This is a genomic window from Pseudomonas pharyngis, from assembly GCF_021602345.1.
In the GTDB taxonomy this organism is placed as follows: domain Bacteria; phylum Pseudomonadota; class Gammaproteobacteria; order Pseudomonadales; family Pseudomonadaceae; genus Aquipseudomonas; species Aquipseudomonas pharyngis.
Genome location: NZ_BQID01000009.1, coordinates 265,107 through 289,443, shown reverse-complemented (window position 1 = coordinate 289,443; position 24,337 = coordinate 265,107). Strand labels below are relative to the sequence as shown.

Below are 24,337 nucleotides of genomic sequence, written 5' to 3'. Positions count from 1 at the left end.
CTTCCTGCCGATCAGTAGGACGGGGTCATGCACGCGGCGTTGAGCATGCCGACGCTGATCGCCACCGCCGCCACATAGATGCCGGCGGCGATTTCACCGTTAACGATGCGCTGGGACGTGCCTTTGAGCACCAGCCCGGTCGCCAGGAAAGCCAGCAATTGCACCGCGGCCGCGATCACCGCCCAGAGAACGAAGTCGAGGACGTTGATCGAATGAGCGATCACGTTGCTGGCCGGAATCGCGAAGCCGATGATTGCGCCGGACAGTGCGATCGCGGCGGCGCTGTTGCCAGCACGGATCAGCTCGAATTCCTTGTGCGGCGTGATGCGGGTGTAGACGAACTGAAACAGCATGAACAGCAGCACGGCGCCGATCAGGTAGGCGACGAAACCGACCAGTGCGGCTTTGTTCAGGGAGATGGACAACGCTTCCAGCATGGAAAACTTCCTTTTAGATGGTGCTCAAATCGGTGGTGTACAGCGAGATGCCCAGCGAAGTGCTCAGGCTGACGGTGCCTTCTTCGTCCTGCTCGACGGAGAACAGCAAGAGCTCGCGGCGATCGGTCAGGCCGGTCTCCCGGGCGTACAGCATTGAGTGATGGTTGATGGTGTAGGACTCGTCCGGGTTGACCACCTGTTCGGTGAGCGGCACCAGTTCGGTCTGGCCGCGTTCGGTGCCCCATTCACGGGTGTATTCGACACCTTCGTGGCGGTAGGTCGGCAGGCCGATCAGGCTGTTCGGCCCGGCCAGGCGCTGCAATTCGGCGTCACTGTTGACCGTCACATAGCTGACGTAATTGAACAGCGTCACCGATTCGATCTGATCGTCGCCCGTGACATGGATCTGTACCCAGAATTCTTCATCGTTCAGGTAGTAGCGATGCAGTTTGTTCGACTGACCGAGGTCGATCCAGCCGGCGCTCCAGATGGCCTGGGCGTCGGGAACCCGCACTGAAGTGCTGCCGTCGAGCAACAGGCCGAGGGTCGTGTCGAAGCGGATCGCCTTGCCCTGCGCCAGTCCGAGGGGGCCGCCGGCAGACCCGGACGCCGGCGCGGCCGACTGCCAGTTGCTGGTGCCGAGCAAATCTTTGAACCATCCCATGGGTACATTCCTTGAAGCGGGTGGAGGTATTCGTTTGCAAAAACGCCGCTAGTGTACCGGGCGCGCGGCGAACGAGCAGGCAAAAAAGAAGGGCACCCGGTGCCCTTCTTTACTCCCGCCGCCGTTACTGGGCGGACTTCTGCTTCAGACGCTCGAGGATGGCGTTGGCGCTGCCTTCGTTCGGCGTGATGCCGGCTTCGCGCAGCTTGCGATCCAGGTCGTTGCCGGTCGACGCATCGGCCAGCTCGTCGGCAGCGCTCAGCTCGGCAGCGCGTTGCTGCTGCTTGGCTTGCAGACGGTTCAGGGTGCCGACGGCGGTTTCCAGCTTGCCGTTGGCGCCGCCGCTGGCGATCGAGGCGCTGACCTGAGCCTTCTGCACGCTGTCACGGGCCTTGGCCATGTCCACTTGCTGGCGCAGGCTCTTGATCCGCGCTTCGGCCTTGTTGATGTCCTTGCGCATGTTGTCGGCGTAGGTGCCGAACTCGTCGCTTTGTTTCTTCTCGACGCCCAGGTCGTTGGTCAGGGTCGAGATCGCTTCGGCCACTTCCAACGCCAGGTCTTCGCGGCCGGCGTTCAGGGCGGAAACGGCCTTGGCTTCCAGGTCCCTGATCTTGGCTTCGTATTCGCTCACGCGGTCGGCGGAGAGTTTGTGCTTGGCCATGATGGTGACCAGTTCGCGACGGGCGTTGGACAGTGCGCTGTCGGCGTCACGGATTTCCTGATCGAGGATGCGCAGGGCCTGTTGATCGGCGATCGCTTCGCCGACTTCGTTGGCGCCGCCGCGCAGCGCGGTGAACAACTTGCTCCAGATGGACTGAGTCATTGGATATTCCCTGTTGATTACTTGAAGAAGTGTTCGAAGGCTTCGCTGGCGCGCTGCACGTTGTCGACCAGGGTTTTCACCTCGGTGACTACGTTGGTCAGGCTCGAGTCGGCACTCAGTGCACCGAACATGTTGTAGACGGTCTGGCCGTTGGGCATGGTCTCGATGCCGATCGACGACAGCGGGAACATTTCCCGGCTGCGCAGCACGGCGTCGTTGAAGGCGCGCACGTCGGTGATCGAATCGATGTCCACCAGCACGGTGTCGACGATGATCTGCTGACCGGCGAGGGCGATGTGAATCGGCAGACCGCCGAATTCGTTCATTTCCAGCTTGAGGCTGGGTTCGGAGCTCTGGATCAGAGACAGCGTGATCTCTTGCGAAGCCACCTCGTCCAGCGCCTTGAAAGCGTTGTAGAGGCTATCGATGTTCCAGTTGTTGCCTGCGCTCATGTAATTCTCCGACATGAAAGAGCCAGCCAGAATCGGTTGGCGTAGCTGTTGCTCCATTTGCTTGAGCAAGCTTCGGTTTTCCGGAAGCACCCAAGTTTCGTGTTTCACATAACCGGCGGCAGCCAGGCCCGCGCGCATCTGCTTCATGTAGAAGCTCGACGGTTTTTTCGCGGACGGTGTCGAGCGCACTCCCTTTGGGCTCTCTGACTTGGTGGCAGGGGAGCGGCTTTTCATGGCGATGACTCCGTTATGAACATCTCACGCGTGAGCCACACTACAACCAAATCAAAATGCCATCAATGGCTCACGCGTGAGATTTTCATGACCCACGGAAAAACGCCCGCAACGAGGCGGGCGCAGGTATTTCCAGTTGTATCAGAGCGGGCTCAGCGGCTGGCGGCGAGGAACTCGTCGGTGGACACCACGCTGGCGTAGGCAAAGCCCAGCGCCGACATGAACGCCGCATGCACGTGGGCGGCGGGCACGGTCAGACCGTTGAATTCCAGGTCACGGCTGGCGCAGGCATCGTGGATCACCGTAACGGTGTAACCCAGATCCGCCGCCGCACGGGTGATGCCGTCGACGCACATGTGGCTCATGCTGCCGACCACCACGAGCTCCTTGATGCCTTGTTCGTCGAGGATCGATTGCAGCTCGGTTTCGCGGAACGAGTTGACGAAGTGCTTGAGCACCACCGGCTCGTCGGTGCGGTTGAGCACTTTCGGATGCAGTTTCGCGCCTTCGGAGCCCGGGGTGAAAAACGGTGCCTCGGGCGAGGTGAATTCGTGGCGGATATGCACCACCGAATCACCGGCTTCACGGAAGGCCGCGATCAGCCGGGCGGCGTTGTCGGCGGCGGCGTCGGCACCGGCCAGCGGCCACTTGCCTTGGGGGAAGTAGTCGTTCTGGATATCGACTACGATGAGCGCTTGCTTGGCCATGGATGTGTCCTCGAAGTGTGGGTTGGCGTGGGTTCAGTATTGGCGCTGGCCACGGTTTCGAGGATTGGCCGCACCGACAATACACAGGGGAAAACTGACAATGGGTGCAGAAAGGACCGTCGCGGAACTGGGCGTGCTGATGTATCCCGGGGCGCAAATGGCGGCGGTGCATGGCCTGACCGACCTGTTCGGGGTCGCCAACCGGATCGCCGCCGAACACCAGTCCACACAGCTGCCGCTGCTGCGGATCAGCCACTGGCAGGTCGATGACGACCACCCGCCCGTGCGGGTTTACGACAGTCATCCCGGAGCCGACAACGGTTTGCTGGCGGTGTTGATCCCGCCGTCCATTGCCGGTTTTTCCGCGGCACAGATGCCGGCCGGGCTGCTGCCCTGGCTGCGTGAACAACATGCTCGTGGCGCGACGCTTGGCGGGGTTTGTGTCGGCTCGTGGCTGCTGGCGGAGAGCGGGTTGCTCGATGGTCGCAGCGCTACCACGCACTGGACTTCGGCCAAGGCCTTTGCCGAGTGTTACCCGAAGATCAGGCTCAAGGCCGACACGCCGATTGTCGACGACGGTGACCTGATAACGACGGCGGGGCTGATGGCCTGGTCAGAGCTTGGTTTGCGTCTGGTGGACCGATTGCTCGGGCCGAGCATCGCCAGCAGCACCGCGCGGTTTCTGGTGGTGGAGCACAGCGACAGCGCCAGTGCGTGCGGCAGCAATTTTGCGCCGATTCTCAATCATGGCGACGGGCCGATTCTTCAGGTTCAGCATTGGCTGCAGGGCACCGGCGCGACCGATGTCTCGCTGACGGCAATGGCCGAACGTGCGGGTCTGGAGGAGCGAACATTCCTGCGCCGGTTCCGTGCGGCGACCGGCCTGAAACCCACCGAATACTGCCAGCACCTGCGAGTCGGCAAGGCGCGAGAGATGCTGGAATTCACCAATGGCACCATCGATCACATCGCGTGGACGGTGGGCTATCAGGATCCGGGCGCCTTTCGCGCGACGTTCAAGAAAATCACCGGGCTGGCGCCGAGTGAATACCGAGCGCGATTCGGCGTGAGTCCGCAGGCGACCGTGGCGAAGTAATACGCATCTGTCGTGCAAAATGCCGGACCCTGCAGCGCGGTCGTGCAGATTGAAACGGGCGCGGTGCCAGTACGGGTTTTTCAAGTGGCTGATTTTCAGAGTGTTTCAGGCGAGCCCCGGTTGGCCTGATCTCTGCACCCTCTGACCTACATTCAACCCGCCGTTGGAGGGGGACGCATGACCCCGACATCCCGCAGGAAAGTGGTCGTCGCCCATTCGGTCCGGCCCGGCGCACCACAACATGAACTGCAGACCAACAAGGCCCTCGCGCGATGGCTGGCGCAGATCCTCGGCCTCAAGTTTGGCGGCAGTTACGACGCTGAAAAACATCGCGGCCGGGATATTTATCTGCTGCCGACCCAGACTCTCGTTGGCGCTGCGGCCCGCGAACTGGGCGTGAGCGGCCCGGACGATTTGTGGGGCGGTTTTGTCGAGCACGATTTCATCTGCACCAAAGCCATCAGCCACGGTTTGCGCAGCCATCAGGCTCATGCGCCGCAAGGCTGGTCGCCATTGTTTTCCGAACGGGTGCGCACCGTGGTGCTGGACGGGCTCAGTGTTTTTGCGCTTGAGGATGCACGGCCCGCCGCCGAACATCTGTTGTACAGCGGCCCGATCCGGATCAAGCCGATCCATGCCTGTGCCGGGCGTGGGCAGGACGTGATCAAGAGTCTCGATGCGTTCGACGAAATCCTCGCCCGACCCGAGGCTGGAGAACTGTTCAGCGATGGCGTGGTGCTGGAGCAGGATTTGAGTCAGGTGGTTACCCACAGCGTCGGCCAGTCGTTCATCGGCGGCAGGGTGCTGAGTTACTGCGGTGATCAATACTTGACCAAGGACGCCCACGGCGAAGAGGTGTACGGCGGCTCGAACCTGCTGGTGGTGCAGGGCGGTTATGAGGATCTGTTGGCGCTGGATCTGCCCGACGACGTGCGTCTGGCGATCCGGCAGGCGCAGGTGTTCGACCGGGCGGCGGACGAGGCCTATCCGCGCTTCTATGCCTCGCGCCGCAATTACGACATCGCCCAGGGCCTGGACAGCGAAGGCCGGCCGCGCAGTGGCGTGCTCGAGCAGTCCTGGCGCATGGGCGGCGCCAGCAGCGCGGAAGTGGCGGCGTTGCAAAGTTTCGTCAACGATCCTTCGATGCGCGCGATCCGCGTGTCATCGGTGGAAACCTATACCGATCAAGCCCTGCCGGCGGATGCCATTGAGGTGTATCGCGGGCCGGCCGAAAACAGCGACTTTCTTCTCAAATACGTGATGGTCAAATCCTATGACGGCTAGAAGCGAAAGCATTCAAATCGACATTGATGATGAAAAGATGAGCGGGACCTTCCTCAGTCCCAAATCGAAAGTCCCCGGCGTGTTATTCGTACACGGCTGGGGTGGCAGCCAGGAGCGGGATCTGGAACGGGCCAAAGGCATCGCCGGTCTGGGCTGTGTGTGTCTGACGTTCGACCTGCGCGGGCACACCGGCGGTACCGGCATTCCGCTGAGCCGGGTCACCCGTGAAGACAATCTGCGTGACTTGCTGGCGGCCTACGACCGGCTGCTCGCCCACCCGGCGCTGGATACTTCGGCCATCGCGGTGGTGGGCACCAGCTATGGCGGTTACCTCGCCTCGATCCTCACCTCGCTGCGCCCGGTGCGCTGGCTGGCGCTGCGGGTGCCGGCGCTGTACCGCGACGAGCAATGGCACACGCCCAAGCGCGAGCTGGACAAGGCCGACCTGCGCGATTATCGCAGCACGCTGATCCGCGCCGACAGTAACCGCGCCTTGCACGCCTGCTCGCAATTTACTGGCGACGTGCTGCTGGTGCAGTCGGAAACCGATGAGTACGTGCCCCACGCGACCATCATGAGTTACCGCGCCGCGTGCCAGCAGACCCATTCGCTGACCCACCGCATCATCGATGGCGCCGACCATGCCCTGAGCGATCCGACCTCGCAGCAGGCCTACACCTCGATCCTGGTCGACTGGATCACCGAGATGGTGGTGGGTGAGCGGTTGAGCATCATTCAGTCCACATGATTTGTGCTGTCTCTTCGGACGCCTTCGCGAGCAAGCCCGCTCCCACGTTTGGAATGCGTTCTGCCTGTGGGAGCGGGCTTGCTCGCGAAGGGGCCACCAGCCATAACAAAAAAATCAGGACGGCTTCTTCTCGATCCGCAACGCCTTGGCCTTGGCTTCTACCACCAGATACATGACCACGGTGATCAGCAGCGGCAGCAGAAAATAGATCGCCCGATACGCCAGCAGCCCCGCCACCAGACTGCCGCGCGAAGCCTCGTGTTGCAGCAGCGCCACGAACACCGCTTCCAGCACGCCGAGCCCAGCGGGAATGTGGGTGATGACCCCGGCAATCGCGCTGATCAACAGCACTCCGAGCACCAGCGGATAGTCGAGTTTGCTCGGCAGCAAGGTGAAAATCACGGCTGCCATGAGCGACCAGTTCAATGCCCCGAGCAGCAATTGCAGAACCGCCATGCGCAGCGACGGCAGGTTGATTTCCACCCCACGAATCGACCACTCGCGACGCCGGGAAAACTGGCAGGCAACCAGATAACCGACACTGACCAACAGCAGCAACACGCCAATGCCCTGCAACGCGCCGCTGCTGACTTTCCAGCCCGGTGGCATGCGCACCAGCCCGCTGGCGAACACCACGCCGGCGATGGTCATGTAGCCGAACCAGTTGGTCGCCAGGCTCAGACCGAGGATCTTGGCGATGTTGCTTTTGCTCACCCCGAGCCGCGAGTACAACCGATAACGCATGGCGATCCCGCCGACCCATGCGCTGAGGTTGAGGTTGAATGCATAGCTGATGACGCCCACCGGCAGGATCTGTTTCCACGTCAGGTCCTGACGAATATAAGTGCGGCCGATCAGGTCGAAACTGGCGTACACCAGAAAGCTCAGCAAGGTCAGGCTGGAGGCGATGATCAGCGTGCGCACCTTGAAGTCGGCGAGGGTTTGCAGCACTTCGGCCCATTCGATGCGACTGGCGAACATTGTCAGCAGGACGATCAGCGCCAGAAAAAACAGCAGGGTCAGCGGACGTTTCCAGCGACTCCAGCGGGACTTGCTCGCCGGTGCCGGATGCACCGCCGCGTGGGCTTCGGATTGGCTCATGAAGGATCGCTCCCGGCGGCATGGGAAAAGGGTTTGAGTCGTGGCTTGTGCGCCGGCAGCCAACCGGCCATGGCCGGAAAATGCCGCAGGAAGTGAAACACCAGAAAGCCCACGGTCATGTGCCAGATCCGTCCGCGTGGCGATTTCGTGGCGTCCATCGCCTTGCAGTGGTTGTGGCTGAGGTCTTCGAGGCGTTCGAACAGGTGGCGATTGAAGGCGCGGTCGCGGATCAGCACGTTGGCTTCCAGGTTCAGCGACAGGCTCAGTGGATCGAGATTGCTCGAGCCGACGGTGCTCCATTCCTCGTCCACCAGTGCCACTTTGCCGTGCAGCGGCCGCTCGCAATATTCGTGAATCTGCACCCCGGCCTTGAGCAGGTAGTCGTAGGTCATGCGCGCGGCGAGTTTGGCCACCAGCATGTCCGGCTGCCCCTGCAGAATCAGCCGCACCTCGACTCCGCGCCGGGCGGCGTTGCGGAGCTCGCGCAGCAGGCGGTAGCCAGGAAAGAAGTAGGCGTTGGCGATCACCACCCGCCGTTGGGCGCGGCGCAGCACCTGCAGATAGACGTCTTCGATATCGGTGGGGTGGCGATCGTTGTCGCGGAACACCAGACGCACCTGACCGTCGTGATCATCAAATGCCATCTCGGCGCGCCGCTGTCGACGGCGTTGCCACCAGAACCTTGCGCGTCCCGGCCGGCCGCTTTGCAGCAGGGCGAAATGATGGATGTCGGCCACCGCCGGGCCCTGAATTTCCACCGAGTAATCCTGCTTCGCTTCGGGACCGAAATCGGCCAGATGATCGCCGGAAAAATTGATCCCGCCAATGAACGCAACCAGCCCGTCGACCACCACAATCTTGCGGTGCAAACGGCGGAACCAGTTGGTGCGAATACCCAGATGCTTGGGGGCCGGATCGAAGATTTGCAAATGCACGCCGGCTTCACTCAGCGCGGCGAGATAGCCGGTGCTCAATTCGCCGCAACCGAAGCCGTCGAGGCTGACGGTGGTGCGCACGCCACGCCGGGCGGCATCGATCAGAATTTCCTGCAACTCTTTCCCGACCTTGTCTTCGAAGACGATGAAGGTCTCCAGCAGGATTTCGCTTTTCGCTGCGCGCATCGCTTCGAACACCCGGGGAAAATACTCTTCGCCGTTTTCCAGCAACTCGACGCGGTTGTTACCCTGCCAGCGATACTCGACATCGACGGTGCCGGGCTGGCGCACGGGTGGGTTGATGCTGACCGGCTCTACGGCGGATTTCTCCAGCGGTGCACTGCTCATAGTTCAATCTCCACCGATAGCGGTGCATGGTCGGAAAGGTGTGACCAGGGACGGTTCGCCAGCACTTTGGGCTGACTGGTCTTGAGGTTGCGTACGTAGATGCGGTCCAGGCGCAGCAGCGGCAGGCGCGCGGGAAAACTGCGCGCCGGTTTGCCGTGATGCGCCGCAAACACTTCACGCAGGCCACAGGGTTCAAGCAAGGCATCGGCGCGCTGGCGCCAGTCATTGAAATCGCCGGCGACGATCACCGGTGCATCCTCAGGCAGTTCGGCCAGGCGCTTTTTCAGCAGAGCCAACTGATCGTTGCGATGGCTTTCGCGCAGACCCAGATGGACGCAGATCGCGTGCACTTCACGGTCGTCTCCCGGCAGGCGCAGCACGCAATGCAACAGCCCGCGGTTTTCGTGGCCGCTGATCGACACGTCGAGGTTGTCATGGCGCACGATCTGGAATTTCGACAGCACCGCATTGCCATGATCACCCTCCGGGTACACGGCGTTGCGGCCGTAGGCGAACTGCGGCCAGAGACTGTCGGCAAGAAATTCGTACTGCGGCATCGTCGGCCAATTGTTGTAGCGCTTGGGATGATGTTCGTGGGTGCCGTGCACTTCCTGAAGAAACACCACGTCGGCGGACACGCTGCGCACCGCTTCGCGCAATTCCGGCAGGATGAAGCGCCGGTTCAGGGCGGTGAAACCCTTGTGGGTGTTCACCGTCAGCACAGTGAAACGGCGCTCGGTGGTGATGACCGTGGACTGCTCGTCGGTGAAGCCGAGCGGCTCGGGAATGCTCATGCGAGTACCCCCTCGGCAGCCGGTTCGCCGGGCACGGTTTCGAGTGTTTTATCCAGATCGAAGCGCTGCAGCAGGCTGCGGGCATCGAACGGCGCGCGGACCTTGATGTCGTTGTCGAAGTAGCAGAAAACCTCACGGGATTTACGCGCCCGAGGCTTCAGGCGCGGGGCGATCAAATGGGCGTCGCCCGGTTGCCGGCCATGGTGCCAGTCATCAATCCGCTCGGCCCAGCGTCGCAGCGCAGCTGGGGTGTAGCCGCTGGCGTAAAGTTCTTCGGCACCGTGCAGGCGCAGGTAGACGAAGTCACTGGTGAGGTCTTCGCGGTACGGCCATTTCCCGGCGGTGTCGGCGATCACCAGCGCAGTGTTGTAGCGCTTGAGCAGGCGCACGAAGTCGGGATCGATGAAACTGTCGTTGCGGATTTCCACGGCATGGCGCAGCGGTTTTTTGCCGTAGGCCTTCAGGCTCGCGTGGCCGTGCAGGTGTGAGTCGTGCTGACGGGCGAGGGCGGCAGCGGCCTGGGTGTCGTGGGGCAACTGGTCGAGAAAGGCTTCGAAACGCACGGGGTCGAAAGTGAAGTTGGGCGGGAATTGCCAAAGGACCGGCCCGAGTTTTTCCTTCAGTTCCAGCACCCCGGAGGCGAAAAAATTGGCCAGGGGTTTTTCGATATCGCGCAGACGGCGGATGTGGGTGATGAAACGGGGCGCCTTGATGCTGAACACGAAATCGTCCGGCGTTTCGGCGTACCACTGGGCATAACGTTCAGGCCGCTGCAAGGCGTAGAACGATCCGTTGATTTCGATGCTGTTGACCGCCCGAGAGGCGAACTGCAATTCGCGTTTCTGCGCCAGCCCCTTCGGGTAAAAGTCCCCGCGCCACGGGGCGTAACGCCAGCCTGAAATGCCGATATGAATCGTAGCCATGCCGCCTCCCGTCGAAAGTCCCCATACGGCCTCTGTCTGTGGATGACTGCGGGCGGTCGCGGAAAGTTTCGACGGGATTACGGACGGTATTTGTGCGGCAGCACCCTGGAAATGTGGGAGCGAGCCTGCTCGCGATAGCGGATTGTCAGGCACATCAATTTTGAATGTGCTGCCGCAATCGCGAGCAGGCTCGCTCCCACAGGGGCATTTTCCGGATCAGTGCCCGGTGACGATCCGGGCCGAGCCTTCGGCGGGTTCGGCGTACACCGGGCCCAGGCGATCAAGGCGACCGCTCCAGGCGGTCAGGGCCAGTGCCACCAGCACCACCAGGCCGCCGATCCACGCGGTGTGAATCAGGCCGATGTGCTCGACGATCAGACCACCACCCCACGCGCCACCGGCAATACCGAGGTTGAATGCGGCAATGTTCAGCCCCGAGGCCACGTCCACGGCGTGCGGTGTGTGATGTTCAGCCTGCCGCACTACGTACACCTGCAAGCCCGGCACGTTGCCGAAGGCGACCGCGCCCCAGACCAGCACGGTGGCCAGTGCCAGCCACGGGTTGGCGGCGGTTAAGGTGAGCACGAACAGCACGGCGGCGAGCAGGGCGAAGATGATTTTCAGCGCGCTGATCGGCCCGCGTTTGTCCGCCAGTTTGCCGCCCCAGAGGTTGCCCACCGCGACCGACACGCCGTACACCAGCAGCACCAGGCTGACGGTGCCGGCGCTGAAACCGGAGATGTCCTGAAGGATCGGCGCCAGGAACGTGAAGGCGATGAACGAGCCGCCGTAGCCAATGGCGGTCATGGCGTACACCAGCAACAGGCGTGGTTGCTTGAGCACCTGCAATTGCTGCAACAGCGACGCCGGTTTGCTGTGGGCAATGTTGTTCGGCACATACAGCAGGCTGCCGATAAACGCGATCACGCCCAGTGCTGACACGGCGAGGAAGGTTTCACGCCAGCCGAAATGCTGACCGATGAACGTGCCCAGCGGCACGCCGGTGACCAGCGCCACGGTCAGGCCGGTGAACATGATCGCAATCGCACTGGCGGCTTTCTCCTTGGGCACCAGGCTGGTGGCGATGGTCGAGCCGATCGAAAAGAACACGCCATGGGCCAGACCCGTGACGATCCGCGCCAATACCAGCGATTCATAACTCGGCGCCAGCCAGGCCAGCAGGTTGCCGAGGGTGAACAGCACCATCAGCGACAGCAGCAACAGTTTGCGCGGGACTTTGCCGGTGAGGGCGGTCAAGACCGGCGCACCGACGGCTACGCCGAGGGCGTAGAGACTGACCAGCAGACCGGCGGACGGCAAGCTGACGCCGAGATCGGCGCCGATGGTGGGAAGCAGGCCAACGATGACGAACTCGGTCGTCCCGATGGCGAAAGCGCTGAGGGTCAGCGCGAGCAGGGCAATGGGCATGACGGCACTCCGGTTGGGGATTGAATGGAGCGCAGTGTCGGGGTTTGGTGGGGGTGGAAAAATACAGGGATGGGCATTTGATATTTGATCTGGGCGCAAAGATCAAAAGCACCCAGTGACCCTAACCCTCTCCCGGGGGGAGAGGGGACTGATCGATGTGTCCTTTTGAGTTACGCCGACGTGATACACCGAGCCATACTCAGGTTTCGACGCAGCATAGGCCGGCTCTCGGACTTGAGAACAAAACGAACTTTGCAGGTCGATGTAACTCGTGAAAACACCTCGGTCGGCTCCCTCTCCCTCCGGGCGGTCCGACGTTTCGGGAGGGCTGGGGTGAGGGGGCTCTTGAACTTTGTCGGTCAAATGTCGATCAGTTCCTTACAGGTTCAACCAAGGGAGCTCTGCGTTTTGACCAGGTTCAGGATCGCGATTCTATTGGGGGCATTGCTGTTGTTCGGCGGCCATGCAGTGCAAGCCGCCAGCCTGCCGGGCGTTCCGGCGGCCAGTGAAGAGCCGGCCAAACCGGAACCGATCGTGCAGGGCGGACTGCTCGGCGCCATCAGTTCCAGCATTGACGACGTGCAGGACAAGCTCGACCTCAACGAACATCTGGTCGACGCCTGGCGCCTGCGCGCCGATCGGGCGGCGGATGAAGTCGACAGGCTGGTCAATCAACCTTCGAACCGCTCAGGCTGGAGCGTGGCGGGGGATTTCATGATGCTGTCCGGCGTGTGGCTGGGCACGTTTGCCGTGTTGACGGTGCTCGGCAGCGTGCTGGGCAATCGTCTGCGGGAAGGGCGCTGGCTACGCACCCGCCAGCGCAGTCAGGACCTGCTCGGTTACCTGTTGCCCTACACGCTGCCCGCGCTGATCTGCCTGCCGCTGACCCTGTACGTCAGCCATTTTCTGTCGGCCTCGGTGGGGCGAGCGCTGGCGCTGTGTTTTGCCTACGCCACCAGCAGCGGGATATTTTCCACGTCGATGCTGTTGTGCGTGGTGGTGATGTTCAACGTCGGCCACAAGCGCCGCGCCGTGCAGATCATCCGCGACTACTGCCCGAAACCGCTGTTCCTGATCGGCTTTCTCGCCGCGTTGAGTGACGCCCTGACCAGCCCGCAGATCGCCCGGCAACTGGGCGGCAACATCACCAGCAGCATTGCGGTGTTCACCGGTCTGCTGGCGTCGATCATCTTCGGCCTGCTGGTGATTCGCCTGCGTCGGCCGGTGGCGCACCTGATCCGCAATCGCCCGCTGGCCCAGCGCCTGAAACAGCCGTCGCTGCAGGAGTCCCTGAGGATTTTTTCCGGGCTCTGGTACTGGCCGATCGTGCTGATGGTGCTGGTCTCGGCGGTCAACCTGATCGGCATCGGCGAGGACAACCAGAAAGCCCTGCGCTGCGCGTTGTTCACCACGGTGCTGCTGATCGGCACGGTGTTTCTCAGCACGATTCTTCAGCATCTTTTCAAGTCGCGCAGAGCCGAGGCGATCCAGCGCAGCAGTGCCTACAAGGAACGCTTTCTCAGCCTGTTGCACGCCTTGCTGCGGATCGTCATTGCGATTGCGTTCATCGATATTCTCGGGCGGATCTGGGGGGTGTCGCTGCTCGATTTTGCGCAGAGCAGCACGGTCGGTCGGGCGATCAGCAATGCCCTGAGCAGCATCGGTCTGATCTTCCTCGTGACGTGGCTGTTGTGGGTGGTGCTCGACACGGCGATTCAGGAAGCACTCAAACCACCGGTCAGCAAACGCTCGGCGCGCCAGCCCAGCACCCGGGTGAAAACCATCCTGCCGCTGCTGCGCAATGCGATCAAAATCATCCTGGTGGTGATCTGCGCGATCACCACCATGGCCAATCTCGGGATCAACGTCGCGCCGCTGCTGGCCGGTGCCGGGGTAGTCGGCCTGGCCATCGGTTTCGGCTCGCAGCAACTTGTGCAGGACGTGATCACCGGGCTGTTCATCATCATCGAAGACACCCTGTCGATCGGCGACTGGGTGGTGCTCGATTCCGGGCACGCCGGCACGGTCGAAGGACTGACCATTCGCACTCTGCGCCTGCGCGACGGCAAGGGCTTCGTGCACTCGGTGCCGTTCGGCCAGATCAAGGCCGTGACCAATCAATCGCGACAGTTTGCGTTCGCGTTTTTCTCGGTGCAGTTCACCTATGACACTGATGTCGACAAGGCCATCGAGCTGATCCGCGAGGCGGGGGATTCGATTCGCGAAGACCCGTTCCTCAAGTACAACCTGCAGGGTCCGCTGGATGTGTTCGGCGTGGACAGGATGGACCTGAACGGCGTGGTGCTGACCGCGCAGTTCCGCACGGTCTCGGGCGGGCAATACGCGGTGAGCCGCGCGTTCAACCAGCGCCTGAAAAAGCTTGTGGATAACAGCCCGTGGGTGCATTTCGCGCAGACTTATCCACAGCAGGTTTTGCTGCCCAAGCGACATGAAGAAGAGGTGGCGCCGGTGCATTCGTCGGTGGTGTTGCCGGAGCAGGCGCGCACTCAGTGATGGGTGAGCTTGTTGCGGATTTCGCTCATGGCGGCGGAGTCCAGCTCCACCCAGAATTGCGGCTTGCCCGCGACCTCGGCAGCGACCGGCAACCCATCGCGATACACCAGCCGATTGCTCGCCAGCGCCGGCACTTTCGCCCCCGGCAACAAGGTGCCGGCGAGATTCAGCGGATCGACGCCGCACACCGCGATCAGGCTGCCGTCATGGGGGCGACGGCGGACTTCGCGCAGCAGCGGAATCGCCTCGGGCAGGGCGAATTGCTCGCCGGCCAGACCGCTGACAAAGCGCCCGCCGCGAATCTCGCCCCGCGCTTCCAGTCGATGGAACGTGCGCAGGAGTTCGCGCCAGCTCGGCAGCCAATCGGCCTCGCGTTCCAGCAGGCGCCAGAACACCACGCCATAGCGGCGTAACAGAGTCATGGCGATGTGTTCGAGGGTTTCAGGCGACGCCGTTTGACGGTTTTCCACCACCGGCCCGCGACGCAAAAGCGCCCAGCGCCCCGCATCGTCCATGCCACCGACAAACGCCCCGCGCCCGCGTCGACTGCTGCGCTGCTGGCGCTTGCTCGCCGGGGTGATCAGCGCCCGCAATCCGGCAAAGCTGTCGGCATTCACCAGCCCGGCGCCGACCAGTTCCTGCAAGGCGATTTCCAGCTCGGTGCGCAGCAGGTGTGCTTCATGAATCAGCTCATCGAAAAACAACGCACCGTGCTGGCTCAGCGCGTCGAACACCTTGCGGGTTTTGGGCGACAGTTCGCTGACCGGCGTCTGCTCGGCCAGCGCGCTCCACAAGCCGACTTGACTGCGCGGCAGCAACACGATGGGGGTGCTGCGCAATGCCGTGCCACTGCTGTTTTGCCGGGCGCTGAGGCGCGTCCATACCAGTTTGCCGCTGCGGCACAGATCATCCAGCCAGCTCGGTGAATAATCCTTGAGCCGCGCCGGAAGGAGGTCGCTGTCCCAGGCCGAAGCGGCGGCCGGGTAGCCTTCGAACTGGCCGACAATCGCCGGCAACACGGCGTTGCCCTGACCACGGGTGGACGGGGACACATGCTGCCAGTCGAACAGAAACCGCATGAAATCCTGCAACGCCACCGGCTCGATTTCCCGGCGCAGACGCTTGACCGTGTAGCGGTGAATGCGCGCCAGCAGATGGCGTTCGCACCATTCTTCAACGGTCGATCCCGGCGTGAACTGGCCGCGCAGTACATAACCTTCACGCTCCAGATGAGCGAGAGCTTGATGAACAGCGGCCGGCATCAGGGCCAGCGGCTCGGCAATCGCTGCCAGCGGTAGCGGGCCGAATGCGCCGAGCCGCGCGCGGATCACTTCGATCAGTGCGTCATCGGCTGCCCATGGTTCGTCGAAACCGGGCAACGCGGCCAGTTCAGAATGCGCCTGTGGATAAAGCGCTTGCAGACAGGTCAGGCGTTCTCTCGCCAGCCACAGTGAGTGCTCGGGATCGATCTGCAATCGGCAGGCTCGCCCGGTTTCGGCCAAAGCATTCAGCCAATCGCGCCAATGCGGATTGGCCTCGACTTCGCGGTCGCTGATGCAGGCCAGGCTCATCAGCGCTTCATGCATTTCATCGGCGCTGTTCGGCGTCGGCCAGGCTTCTTCGCGCACGGCGTTGATCGCGTCGGCGTCCAGCGCGCCGAGGTCGTCGGTGGATTGCGGATCACTCCAGCGGCGGTTGAGCACGGCCTGGGTGCGACGCTCTTCCAGCGGCGCGTCGTCGAGAAAGGTGTAAGGGCGGGCGCTGAGGATTTCCGCCGCCAACGGCGAGGGCGCCGGCAGGTCGCGGGCGATCAGGCGCACTTCGCCGCGCTCCATGCGCCGCAGCAGTTCGAGCCAGCCTTCGCTGTCCATCGCTTCGTGCAGGCAATCGTCGAGGGTTTGTTCCACCAGCGGATGCTCGGGAATTTCCCGTTCACCGGCGAGGTTTTCCAGGCAGGCGATCTGATCGGGAAACACACTGGCGATCAGGTCTTCGCTTTTCATCCGCTGCAATTGCGGCGCGACCTTGCGCCCGCCGGTGAAGCGCGGCAGGGCCAGCGCCACCCCGGCATTCCAGCGCCAGCGCACACCGAACAGCGGCGCATCCAGCACCGCTTGAATCAGGATGTGCTCGGCGCTGTTGCTGTGCAGGTAACGCCAGACCTCATCGAGTTCGAAACTGTGGCTGGTGGACAGCGACAGCACGATCGCGTCTTCGCTGGCGGCGGCCTGTAATTCGAAGTTGAAGGTGCGGCAGAAACGCTTGCGCAGGGCCAGGCCCCAGGCGCGGTTGATTCGGCTGCCGAATGGCGAATGGATGATCAACTGGGTGCCGCCGGACTCGTCGAAAAACCGCTCCATCAGCAGCGTGTCTCGCGACGGCAAGGCACCGAGGGCGAGGCGGGCGCGGGCCAGGTAATCCACCAGTTGTTCGGCGCTGTCCAGGTTCAGACCGAGGGTGTCGGTCAGCCAGTCGAGGGCCGGTTGCAGGTTGCCGGGGCTGGCGCTGAGCAGTTGATCGAGCTGCGCGTGCAGGCGCGCCACGGCCGCCGACAGTTCATCGCTGCGTCCCGGCGCCTCGCCGAGCCAGAACGGAATGGTCGGCGGCAGGCCCCGGGCGTCTTCGACCCGCACCTTGCCGGCTTCCACCCGCAGGATCCGGTAAGAGGCGTTGCCGAGCTGGAACACGTCGCCGGCGATGCTTTCCACGGCGAAGTCTTCGTTGACGCTGCCGATGTTCAGGCTCTGGGGTTCGAGAAAGACGCTGTAGTCGGCATTGTCGGGGATGGTGCCGCCGCTGGTGACTGCCGTCAGCCTTGCACCGCGCCGTCCGCGCAGGGTTCGGCTGATGGCGTCGCGGTGCAGATAAGCGCTGCGGATGCCCTGACGGCCGTTGTAGCCTTCGGCGAGCATGCCCAGCAGCGCCTGATAATGTTTTTCGTCAAGGCGGGCGTAGGGCTCGGCCCGGCGGAACAGCGCGAGCAAATCGTCTTCGGCCCATTCCTGGCAACTGACCTCGGCGATGATCTGCTGCGCCAGCACATCCAGCGGCGCTTCGGGGATGTGCAGCGTATCGAGTTCACCCCGGCGCACGCAGTCGAGCAGGGCAGCGCATTCGATCAGGTCGTCGCGGGTGGTGGCGAACAGGCGCCCCTTGGGCGTGCCGCCGACCTGGTGCCCGGAGCGGCCGACTCTTTGCAGAAAACCGGCAATTGAGCGCGGTGAAGCGATCTGGCAGACGAGGTCGACTTCGCCGATATCGATGCCCAGCTCCAGCGAGGCGGTGGCGATCAGCACTTGCAGCTCGCCACGCTTGAGCCGTTGTTCGGCGTCGAGGCGAAACTCCTTGGCCAGACTGCCGTGGTGCGCCGCCACCGCGTGTTTGCCGAGGCGTTCGCTGAGGTGTCGACTCAGGCGCTCGGCCAGACGTCGGGTGTTGACGAAAATCAGCGTGGTGCGGTGTTCACGGGCCAGTGCTGCGAGGCGGTCGTAGACCAGTTCCCAGACGTCGTTGGCCATCACCGCCGTCAGCGGCACCGGCGGCACTTCGATGCCCAGATCCCGTGGGCGCGCGTGGCCGATGTCGATGATGTCGCAGGGGCGCTCATGGCCGACCAGAAACCGCGCCACCGCATCGATCGGTTTTTGCGTGGCCGACAGGCCGATGCGGGTCAGGGGTTCAGGACACAGCGCCTGCAAGCGTTCAAGGCTCAGGGCCAGGTGACTGCCGCGTTTGCCGGCGGCAATGGAGTGGATCTCGTCGACGATTACGGTGCGCGTGGTGCCGAGCATTTTTCGCCCGGACTCGGAGCCGAGCAGCACGTAGAGCGATTCCGGGGTGGTCACCAGTATGTGCGGCGCGCTCTTGCGCATGGCCGCGCGGTCCTTCTGCGGGGTGTCGCCGGTGCGCACGGCGGTGGTGATTTCCAGCGCCGGCAGATCCATTTGGGGTAGCTGCTCAGTAATCCCGGCCAGCGGGTTCTGCAGATTGATGCGGATGTCGTTGGACAGCGCCTTGAGCGGCGAAACGTAGACCACCAGGGTTTCGTCCGGCAGACCTTCCGGGGTTTCCAGGCCGCGGTGGACCAGTTCGTCGAGCACGGCGAGGAACGCGGTGAGGGTCTTGCCGGAACCGGTGGGCGCGGCGATCAGCGTCGAACGGCGCTGGCGGATCAACGGCCATGCGCGGGCCTGGGCGGCGGTTACCGTCGGGAAGGTGCTGCTGAACCAGGCGCTGACGGCGGGGTGAAAGCCTGCCAGCGCCGCGTCCGTGGGAAGGGGCAGATTCATGGCTCCAGTTATGCGGGTGGGTGGGCGAAGTTGCAAGTACCGCTCGGGATCTACACTTTACGGGTGACGGTTGCGCACTAAACCCGCAAAATGCAACGATTCCGGCAATTATCGACGACGGTGTCACAAAGCATCGTCGCCAAAGCCATCGTTCCAATCAGACTGGGCCTGCTGACTCTATGCGAATGCGCCTTATGTTACTGGGCGGCGGAAATGCCCTTGGGCAGGCGCTGATTCGCCTCGGTGCGGAGGAAGACATCGGTTTCCTCGCCCCCCGCCCGCCCGAAGACGGCTGGGATGCCGCGAGCCTGACCCAATTGCTCGACGACACCCGTCCCGATGCATTGATCAACCTTGCCTACTATTTCGACTGGTTCCAGGCCGAGGTCGTCAGTGAAAGCCGTCTGGCCGGGCAGGAACGCGCCATCGAACGCCTGGCTGAACTGTGCCAGCACCACAACATCGTGCTGGTGCAGCCTTCCAGTTATCGAGTGTTCGACGGCTCCCGCGCCACCGCCTACAGCGAAAAGGACGAACCGGTGCCATTGGGCCTGCGCGGTCAGGCGTTGTGGCGGATCGAACAGAGCGTACGCGCCACTTGCCCGCAACATGTGCTGCTGCGCTTCGGCTGGCTGCTCGACGACAGCCCGGAAGGGATCCTCGGACGCTTCCTGGCCCGTGCCGAACAGCCGGAAGAGTTGCTGCTGGCCGATGACCGCCGTGGCAATCCGACGCCGGTCGACGATGCCGCGCGGGTGATCATTTCGGTGCTCAAGCAACTCGATTGCGCCGCGCCGCTGTGGGGCACTTACCACTACGCCGGCCACGAGGCGACCACGCCGCTGGCGCTGGGCCAGGCGATTCTCTCCGAAGCGCGCAGCCTGCACCCGCTGGCCATCGAAGCGCCGACCGCCCAGGCCCACGCCGCGCGGCCGGATGCCGCTGAAGAACCGCAACACGCGGTACTCGCCTGCAAGAAAATTCTGCACACTTTCGGGATCAAGCCGCGCGCCTGGCGTGCCGCACTCCCGGGCTTACTGGATAGGTTTTATCGTCATGGCTGAAGGCCCTGTTCTCATCACCGGCGGTGCCGGTTTCATCGGCTCGCACCTGACTGACGCGCTGCTTGCCAAGGGCCATTCGGTGCGGATCCTCGATGACCTGTCGACCGGCAAGCGCAGCAATCTGCCGCTGGACAATCCCAGGGTCGAACTGATCGTCGGCGATGTGGCCGATGCCGCATTGGTCGCACAGGCAATGCAGGGTTGCAGCGCGGTCGCACACCTCGCCGCCGTCGCTTCGGTGCAGGCATCGGTGGACGATCCGGTGAAAACCCATCAGAGCAATTTCATCGGCACGCTGAACGTCTGCGAAGCCATGCGCGAGGCCGGCGTCAAACGCGTGCTGTACGCCTCAAGCGCGGCCGTCTACGGCAACAATGGCGAAGGCGAGTCGATTGACGAAGACACGCCCAAGGCGCCGCTGACGCCTTATGCGTCGGACAAACTGGCCGGCGAGCAGTACTTCGATTTCTACCGCCGCCAGCACGGTCTGGAACCGGCGATCTTCCGCTTCTTCAACATCTTCGGCCCGCGCCAGGATCCGTCCTCGCCGTACTCCGGGGTGATCAGCATCTTCAGCGAACGCGCGCAGAAAGGCCTGCCGATCACCGTGTTCGGCGATGGCGAGCAGACCCGGGATTTCATGTACGTCGAAGACCTGGTCGACGTCCTGGTGCAGGCGATCGAGAAGCCGCAAGTGGACGTCGGTGCGGTGAACGTCGGCTGGAATCAGGCGACCAACCTCAAGCAGATGCTGGCCGCGCTCGAAGCGGTGGTCGGCGAGTTGCCGCCCGTCAGCTATGGCCCGGCGCGCTCCGGTGACATCCGCCACTCGCGGGCGAACAACAGCCGGTTGCTGGAGCGATTCAAGTGCCCGACGCCAACGCCGATGAACGTCGGCCTGGCCCGTCTGCTCGGCCGCTGAGCTTTTCGCAGACATGAAAAAGGCGCCTTTTGACAGGCGCCTTTTTCACGGCCGGAAATCGGGTTTCAAACCTGTTTCCTGTAGCGAGGGAGCTTGCTCCCCGGTCGATTGCGTAACATCGCCGTCAGTTCTGAGCTGCCCGCCACCAAGCCTCATTCACCACCACGTGAACGTTCTTTAGAACTTGTAGCCTAGACCAACCATGTAGATGAAGGGATCAACGTCCACATTCACCCGTGCACGGGTGCCCGGGGCTACGGCGTTGTTCTCGACGGTGGCGCGGGTATCGATGTCGATGTAGCGCACCTGGGCGTTGAGCATGATGTTGTCGGTCAGCATGTAGTCGGCGCCGACCTGCCAGGCCAGGCCCCAGGAGTTTTTCGCCTTGAAGTTGCTGAAGCCGTTGGACTGGGCTTCGCTGCCGACGTGCTCGTCGTAGATCCAGGTGTAGTTGATGCCGCCGCCGATGTACGGCTGGAACGGCGATTTCGCGTCCAGCGGGTAGTAGACGACGCTCAGGGTCGGCGGCAGGTGTTTGAGGGTGCCGAGTTTGCCGTTGGCGGCTGGCAGGGCGGTGCCCTTGAGCTTCACGTCATGTTCGAACGGCGAGGCGGCCAACAGCTCGATACCGATGTTGTTGGTCAGCATGTAGGCGAAGTTCAGGCCCAGTTGGGTGTCGCTGCTCATGGTCGCCTTGCCGCCCAGGTTGGCGCCGCTCAGCGGACCCTGATCGACCTTGACGCTGGAGCTGTCGGCCTTCGGGTTGACGGTGATCGCACCGGCACGAACGATGATGTCGCCGGCTTCGTGGGCGTGGGCGAGCGGGGCTGCGAGCGCGAGGGCAAACAGCGAGGCGCTGAGCAAGGACTTGTTCATGGAAGCTCCCAAAGGACGTTAAAAATGTTTGATGTCCTATGGTACGAATCCGTCTGATACGGTCTTTTGACTCAGCTCAATGAAACAGTGATGCCCCGGATTTTTGTGGAACTTTCATGGCCTCATCGCCAGCCTGCTGGCGATGGCAATCGATCAATCAACACAGAGCAACGGATTTACTCCGGCAGTTCGTACACATAAATCTTGTCCGCTTCCATCTGATACCCGGCATCGGCCAGTTCGCTGGTGGACTGCTTGACCTGCAACGGCCCTTCCACCCAGTACGGCTGGTACAGCTCGTCGAGCTTCACGCCGAGTTCGCTTTTTACGTGCACGATCTGGTTCGACGGCGGTGGCGGCACGTGGATGCAGGCGCCGAAATATGGCACCAGCAGGAAATCCGTGGTGCGACCTTCTTCGCTCACTTCCAGCGGCACGATGTAGCCCGGCAGGCGGATGTTCTGGCCATCGAGGCTTTGCACCACGGGGGCGTTGGGCATGTCCTGCTTGGCCGCTGGCGCGGACTCGGCGGACAGCGCGTCGCCCATCTTCGACAGGTCGTGCAGCGGCGTCATTTTCGGCACTTCGGGCGCGGCGTCCGGCGGGATCATTTCCGACCAGGTCAGGTCTTTTGGCGCCGCCGCCCACACGGGCAGGGCGACCAGCAACAGCAGCGCAAGCACGGCGCGGGGCATGGTGAACATCCTCATAAACGGATCGACAGGCCGTCGGCCAGAGATTGGCGATACGCGCGCCAGGCCGGCACGCTGCCCATCAGCAGCGCGGCCGCCAGAATGCCACCGAGCAGCGTCCATTCATACTCGCTTGGCCAGGCCAGCGGCAGATACAGCCCGTAATTGGCCTGCACATAACCCTGAGCGGCGGCGATGCCGAGGTACAGCAACGCCAGCCCGGCGATCACCCCGGTCAGCGCCAGAGCAAAGGCTTCCAGCACCAAAAGACTTGCGATATGCCACGGCCGCGCGCCCACCGAACGCAGGATCGCCATCTCGCGGCGGCGTTCGTTGAGGCTGGTGAGAATTGCCGTAAGCATGCCGATCAACCCGGTCAGCACCACAAACAGCGAGACCACGAACAGCGCTTTTTCAGCGGTGCTCATCAGGCTCCACAACTCCTGCAAGGCCACACCCGGCAGAATCGCCAGCATCGGCTCGCCACGGAACTCGTTGATCTCCCGTTGCAGGGCGAAGGTCGAGATCTTGCTGTTGAGGCCGAGCATGAACGCGGTGATGGCTTGCGGCGTCAGGTCCATGTTGCGCGCTTGATCGGCGCTGATCCGGCCGTTGCCACGGGCCGGGACGCCGTTGTGCCAGTCGATGTGGATCGCCTCCATGCCGCCGAGGCTGATGTGCAGCGTGCGGTCCACCGGGGTGCCGGTACGCTTGAGAATCCCGACCACGGTGAACGGTTTGTCGTCGTGCTTGACCAGACTGATCGCCGCCACACCGTGGGCCAGTACCAGTTTGTCGCCGAGCTTGTAATGCAGCGCTTCGACCACTTCGGCACCGAGCACCACTTCGAACGGATCGGTGGCGAAGGCGCGGCCATCCGCCAGTTGCAGATGCTGCTGACGCCCGTACTGGTAATGCTCGAAATAGGCTTCGGTGGTGCCCATCACCCGGTAGCCGCGATGGGAATCGCCGAGGGACATCGGGATCGCCCACTTCACCTTCGGGTTGCTGGCGAAGTGTTCGAAGCTGTCCCAGCGGATGTTGTTGGTGGCGTTGCCGATGCGAAATACCGAGTACAGCAACAGGTTCACCGAGCCCGAGCGGGCACCGACGATCAGGTCAGTGCCGCTGATAGTGCTGGCAAAACTGGCTTTGGCTTCAGTTCGCACCCGCTCGACTGCCAGCAGCAGGCAGACAGAAAGCGCGATGGCGAAAGCAGTGAGCAGGGCGGTGAAACGCCGGTTGGCGAGGCTGGCCATGGCCAGACGGAACAGATACATCTCAGACCTCGGCAGACGTGGCGGCGCGATTGAGTTCGGCCAGGGACAGGTGACGGTCGAACAGCGGCGCGAGGCTCTGGTCGTGGCTGACGAACAACAGGCTCGAGCCGGCTTCGCGGCACTCGGCGAACAGCAGGCGAATGAAGTTTTCCCGGGCGTCGTAATCCAGTGCCGAGGTCGGTTCGTCGGCGATCACCAGTTCCGGTTGCCCGATCAATGCACGGGCAGCGGCGACCCGTTGCTGCTGACCGATCGACAGCGAATCGGCGCGGCGACTCAGGAGGCTTTCGTCCTTCAAACCCAGGTGGGCGAGCAGGGTGGCGGCGGCCTGATCAACGCTGCCGTGACGCTGTTTCGCACGCTCGGCGCGCAGCTTCGAAAAGTGGCACGGCAGCTCGACGTTCTCGCGCACCGAGAGAAACGGCAGCAGGTTGAACTGCTGGAAAATGTAGCCGGTGTGATCGACGCGAAAGCGATCACGGGCGCCGGCACCCAGTTCGGTCAGTTCCTGGCCGAGCAGGCGAATGCTGCCGCGACCGGGTTTCTGCACCCCGCCAAGCAGGCCGAGCAGGGTGGTCTTGCCGCTGCCGCTGGGGCCCTTGAGGAACAGGGTTTCGCCGGCTTCCAGGCGAAACGCCGGGATGTCCAGCAGCGGCGGGTGACCGGGCCAGTTGAAGCCCAGGTCGGACAGTTCGATGAGTGCTTGGGTCATGGCGCCGTTTCGTG

General features: G+C 63.0%; 21 protein-coding genes. 6 read left to right on the top strand and 15 right to left on the bottom strand.

Annotated elements, in window-relative coordinates:
• Window positions 1–11: 11 nt before the first annotated feature.
• The 5 genes from L6D74_RS20040 to L6D74_RS20020 form a co-directional block, all read right to left on the bottom strand.
• A complete protein-coding gene (locus L6D74_RS20040; protein ID WP_064599775.1) occupies window positions 12–437 on the bottom strand; it encodes a DUF350 domain-containing protein in 426 nt (141 codons plus the stop codon).
• A 13-nt stretch (window positions 438–450) separates the two neighbouring features.
• Complete coding sequence (locus L6D74_RS20035; RefSeq protein ID WP_064599773.1) at window positions 451–1,101, bottom strand: DUF2491 family protein; 651 nt, start codon at window positions 1,099–1,101, stop codon at window positions 451–453.
• Between the two features lie 124 nt (window positions 1,102–1,225).
• Complete coding sequence (locus L6D74_RS20030) at window positions 1,226–1,924, bottom strand: PspA/IM30 family protein (protein ID WP_064599771.1); 699 nt, start codon at window positions 1,922–1,924, stop codon at window positions 1,226–1,228.
• Between the two features lie 17 nt (window positions 1,925–1,941).
• Window positions 1,942–2,610, bottom strand: a complete 669-nt coding sequence (locus L6D74_RS20025; RefSeq protein ID WP_007955624.1) for a YjfI family protein — start codon at window positions 2,608–2,610, stop codon at window positions 1,942–1,944.
• A gap of 152 nt (window positions 2,611–2,762) precedes the next feature.
• Complete coding sequence (locus L6D74_RS20020; RefSeq protein ID WP_064599768.1) at window positions 2,763–3,317, bottom strand: cysteine hydrolase family protein; 555 nt, start codon at window positions 3,315–3,317, stop codon at window positions 2,763–2,765.
• 100 nt (window positions 3,318–3,417) lie between these two features.
• On the opposite strand from L6D74_RS20020, the gene L6D74_RS20015 reads away from it, so the two are divergent.
• The 3 genes from L6D74_RS20015 (at window position 3,418) to L6D74_RS20005 (ending at window position 6,445) form a co-directional block, all read left to right on the top strand.
• A complete protein-coding gene (locus tag L6D74_RS20015; protein WP_085648648.1) occupies window positions 3,418–4,413 on the top strand; it encodes a GlxA family transcriptional regulator in 996 nt (331 codons plus the stop codon).
• A gap of 177 nt (window positions 4,414–4,590) precedes the next feature.
• The gene (locus tag L6D74_RS20010) at window positions 4,591–5,697 is read left to right on the top strand and encodes a DUF3182 family protein (protein ID WP_236190148.1); all 1,107 of its coding nucleotides are present in this window, start codon (window positions 4,591–4,593) and stop codon (window positions 5,695–5,697) included.
• Complete coding sequence (locus tag L6D74_RS20005) at window positions 5,687–6,445, top strand: alpha/beta hydrolase family protein (RefSeq protein WP_236190146.1); 759 nt, start codon at window positions 5,687–5,689, stop codon at window positions 6,443–6,445. The genes L6D74_RS20010 and L6D74_RS20005 overlap by 11 nt, the downstream gene beginning before the upstream one ends.
• A 114-nt stretch (window positions 6,446–6,559) precedes the next feature.
• Here the strand turns inward: L6D74_RS20005 and L6D74_RS20000 are convergent, their stop codons facing one another.
• The 5 genes from L6D74_RS20000 to L6D74_RS19980 all read right to left on the bottom strand — a co-directional run bounded on the left by L6D74_RS20000 (window position 6,560) and on the right by L6D74_RS19980 (window position 11,974).
• Window positions 6,560–7,546 carry a lysylphosphatidylglycerol synthase domain-containing protein gene (locus tag L6D74_RS20000; RefSeq protein WP_236190145.1) on the bottom strand — a complete coding sequence of 329 codons (987 nt, stop codon included), beginning with the start codon at window positions 7,544–7,546 and terminating at the stop codon, window positions 6,560–6,562.
• Window positions 7,543–8,829 carry a cardiolipin synthase ClsB gene (gene clsB / locus L6D74_RS19995; RefSeq protein ID WP_236190143.1) on the bottom strand — a complete coding sequence of 429 codons (1,287 nt, stop codon included), beginning with the start codon at window positions 8,827–8,829 and terminating at the stop codon, window positions 7,543–7,545. The genes L6D74_RS20000 and clsB overlap by 4 nt, the downstream gene beginning before the upstream one ends.
• Window positions 8,826–9,623 carry an endonuclease/exonuclease/phosphatase family protein gene (locus L6D74_RS19990; RefSeq protein WP_236190141.1) on the bottom strand — a complete coding sequence of 266 codons (798 nt, stop codon included), beginning with the start codon at window positions 9,621–9,623 and terminating at the stop codon, window positions 8,826–8,828. The genes clsB and L6D74_RS19990 overlap by 4 nt, the downstream gene beginning before the upstream one ends.
• On the bottom strand, window positions 9,620–10,546 hold the full coding sequence (locus L6D74_RS19985; protein WP_221398189.1) for a DUF72 domain-containing protein: 927 nt from the start codon (window positions 10,544–10,546) through the stop codon (window positions 9,620–9,622). Before L6D74_RS19985 ends, L6D74_RS19990 begins: the two co-directional genes overlap by 4 nt.
• 216 nt (window positions 10,547–10,762) lie before the next feature.
• Entirely contained in the window at window positions 10,763–11,974 is a 1,212-nt protein-coding gene (locus L6D74_RS19980; RefSeq protein WP_236190139.1) for an MFS transporter, read from the bottom strand.
• 408 nt (window positions 11,975–12,382) lie between these two features.
• On the opposite strand from L6D74_RS19980, the gene L6D74_RS19975 reads away from it, so the two are divergent.
• Window positions 12,383–14,488 (top strand): mechanosensitive ion channel family protein, encoded by a 2,106-nt coding sequence (locus L6D74_RS19975; RefSeq protein WP_236190137.1) that lies wholly within the window; start codon window positions 12,383–12,385, stop codon window positions 14,486–14,488.
• Here L6D74_RS19975 and L6D74_RS19970 read toward each other — a convergent pair.
• Complete coding sequence (locus tag L6D74_RS19970) at window positions 14,482–18,777, bottom strand: DEAD/DEAH box helicase (protein ID WP_236190136.1); 4,296 nt, start codon at window positions 18,775–18,777, stop codon at window positions 14,482–14,484. The genes L6D74_RS19975 and L6D74_RS19970 overlap by 7 nt on opposite strands.
• A gap of 179 nt (window positions 18,778–18,956) precedes the next feature.
• Between L6D74_RS19970 and L6D74_RS19965 the strand changes: the two genes are divergently transcribed.
• Window positions 18,957–19,841, top strand: coding sequence for a sugar nucleotide-binding protein (locus L6D74_RS19965; protein ID WP_074691645.1), 885 nt, complete (start codon window positions 18,957–18,959; stop codon window positions 19,839–19,841).
• A complete protein-coding gene (locus L6D74_RS19960; RefSeq protein WP_064599748.1) occupies window positions 19,834–20,763 on the top strand; it encodes an NAD-dependent epimerase/dehydratase family protein in 930 nt (309 codons plus the stop codon). The genes L6D74_RS19965 and L6D74_RS19960 overlap by 8 nt, the downstream gene beginning before the upstream one ends.
• Before the next feature lie 177 nt (window positions 20,764–20,940).
• On the opposite strand, the gene L6D74_RS19955 is transcribed toward L6D74_RS19960, so the two are convergent.
• The 4 genes from L6D74_RS19955 to L6D74_RS19940 all read right to left on the bottom strand — a co-directional run bounded on the left by L6D74_RS19955 (window position 20,941) and on the right by L6D74_RS19940 (window position 24,323).
• Window positions 20,941–21,639 carry an OmpW/AlkL family protein gene (locus L6D74_RS19955; protein ID WP_064599746.1) on the bottom strand — a complete coding sequence of 233 codons (699 nt, stop codon included), beginning with the start codon at window positions 21,637–21,639 and terminating at the stop codon, window positions 20,941–20,943.
• A 176-nt stretch (window positions 21,640–21,815) separates the two neighbouring features.
• Window positions 21,816–22,334 carry a DUF3299 domain-containing protein gene (locus tag L6D74_RS19950; RefSeq protein WP_236190135.1) on the bottom strand — a complete coding sequence of 173 codons (519 nt, stop codon included), beginning with the start codon at window positions 22,332–22,334 and terminating at the stop codon, window positions 21,816–21,818.
• Window positions 22,335–22,345: 11 nt separating this feature from the next.
• Complete coding sequence (locus L6D74_RS19945) at window positions 22,346–23,611, bottom strand: ABC transporter permease (RefSeq protein WP_236190134.1); 1,266 nt, start codon at window positions 23,609–23,611, stop codon at window positions 22,346–22,348.
• Window position 23,612: 1 nt separating this feature from the next.
• Complete coding sequence (locus L6D74_RS19940; protein ID WP_064599743.1) at window positions 23,613–24,323, bottom strand: ABC transporter ATP-binding protein; 711 nt, start codon at window positions 24,321–24,323, stop codon at window positions 23,613–23,615.
• Between the last annotated feature and the right edge of the window lie 14 nt (window positions 24,324–24,337).

Excerpts from the sequence above, each read along its gene's own strand:
- L6D74_RS20040 (WP_064599775.1), bottom strand. The coding sequence starts at position 437 with ATGCTGGAAGCGTTGTCCATCTCCCTGAACAAAGCCGCACTGGTCGGT.
- L6D74_RS20035 (WP_064599773.1), bottom strand. The coding sequence starts at position 1,101 with ATGGGATGGTTCAAAGATTTGCTCGGCACCAGCAACTGGCAGTCGGCC.
- L6D74_RS20030 (WP_064599771.1), bottom strand. The coding sequence starts at position 1,924 with ATGACTCAGTCCATCTGGAGCAAGTTGTTCACCGCGCTGCGCGGCGGC.
- L6D74_RS20025 (WP_007955624.1), bottom strand. The coding sequence starts at position 2,610 with ATGAAAAGCCGCTCCCCTGCCACCAAGTCAGAGAGCCCAAAGGGAGTG.
- L6D74_RS20020 (WP_064599768.1), bottom strand. The coding sequence starts at position 3,317 with ATGGCCAAGCAAGCGCTCATCGTAGTCGATATCCAGAACGACTACTTC.
- L6D74_RS20015 (WP_085648648.1), top strand. The coding sequence starts at position 3,418 with ATGGGTGCAGAAAGGACCGTCGCGGAACTGGGCGTGCTGATGTATCCC.
- L6D74_RS20010 (WP_236190148.1), top strand. The coding sequence starts at position 4,591 with ATGACCCCGACATCCCGCAGGAAAGTGGTCGTCGCCCATTCGGTCCGG.
- L6D74_RS20005 (WP_236190146.1), top strand. The coding sequence starts at position 5,687 with ATGACGGCTAGAAGCGAAAGCATTCAAATCGACATTGATGATGAAAAG.
- L6D74_RS20000 (WP_236190145.1), bottom strand. The coding sequence starts at position 7,546 with ATGAGCCAATCCGAAGCCCACGCGGCGGTGCATCCGGCACCGGCGAGC.
- clsB (WP_236190143.1), bottom strand. The coding sequence starts at position 8,829 with ATGAGCAGTGCACCGCTGGAGAAATCCGCCGTAGAGCCGGTCAGCATC.
- L6D74_RS19990 (WP_236190141.1), bottom strand. The coding sequence starts at position 9,623 with ATGAGCATTCCCGAGCCGCTCGGCTTCACCGACGAGCAGTCCACGGTC.
- L6D74_RS19985 (WP_221398189.1), bottom strand. The coding sequence starts at position 10,546 with ATGGCTACGATTCATATCGGCATTTCAGGCTGGCGTTACGCCCCGTGG.
- L6D74_RS19980 (WP_236190139.1), bottom strand. The coding sequence starts at position 11,974 with ATGCCCATTGCCCTGCTCGCGCTGACCCTCAGCGCTTTCGCCATCGGG.
- L6D74_RS19970 (WP_236190136.1), bottom strand. The coding sequence starts at position 18,777 with ATGAATCTGCCCCTTCCCACGGACGCGGCGCTGGCAGGCTTTCACCCC.
- L6D74_RS19965 (WP_074691645.1), top strand. The coding sequence starts at position 18,957 with ATGCGAATGCGCCTTATGTTACTGGGCGGCGGAAATGCCCTTGGGCAG.
- L6D74_RS19960 (WP_064599748.1), top strand. The coding sequence starts at position 19,834 with ATGGCTGAAGGCCCTGTTCTCATCACCGGCGGTGCCGGTTTCATCGGC.
- L6D74_RS19955 (WP_064599746.1), bottom strand. The coding sequence starts at position 21,639 with ATGAACAAGTCCTTGCTCAGCGCCTCGCTGTTTGCCCTCGCGCTCGCA.
- L6D74_RS19950 (WP_236190135.1), bottom strand. The coding sequence starts at position 22,334 with ATGCCCCGCGCCGTGCTTGCGCTGCTGTTGCTGGTCGCCCTGCCCGTG.
- L6D74_RS19945 (WP_236190134.1), bottom strand. The coding sequence starts at position 23,611 with ATGTATCTGTTCCGTCTGGCCATGGCCAGCCTCGCCAACCGGCGTTTC.
- L6D74_RS19940 (WP_064599743.1), bottom strand. The coding sequence starts at position 24,323 with ATGACCCAAGCACTCATCGAACTGTCCGACCTGGGCTTCAACTGGCCC.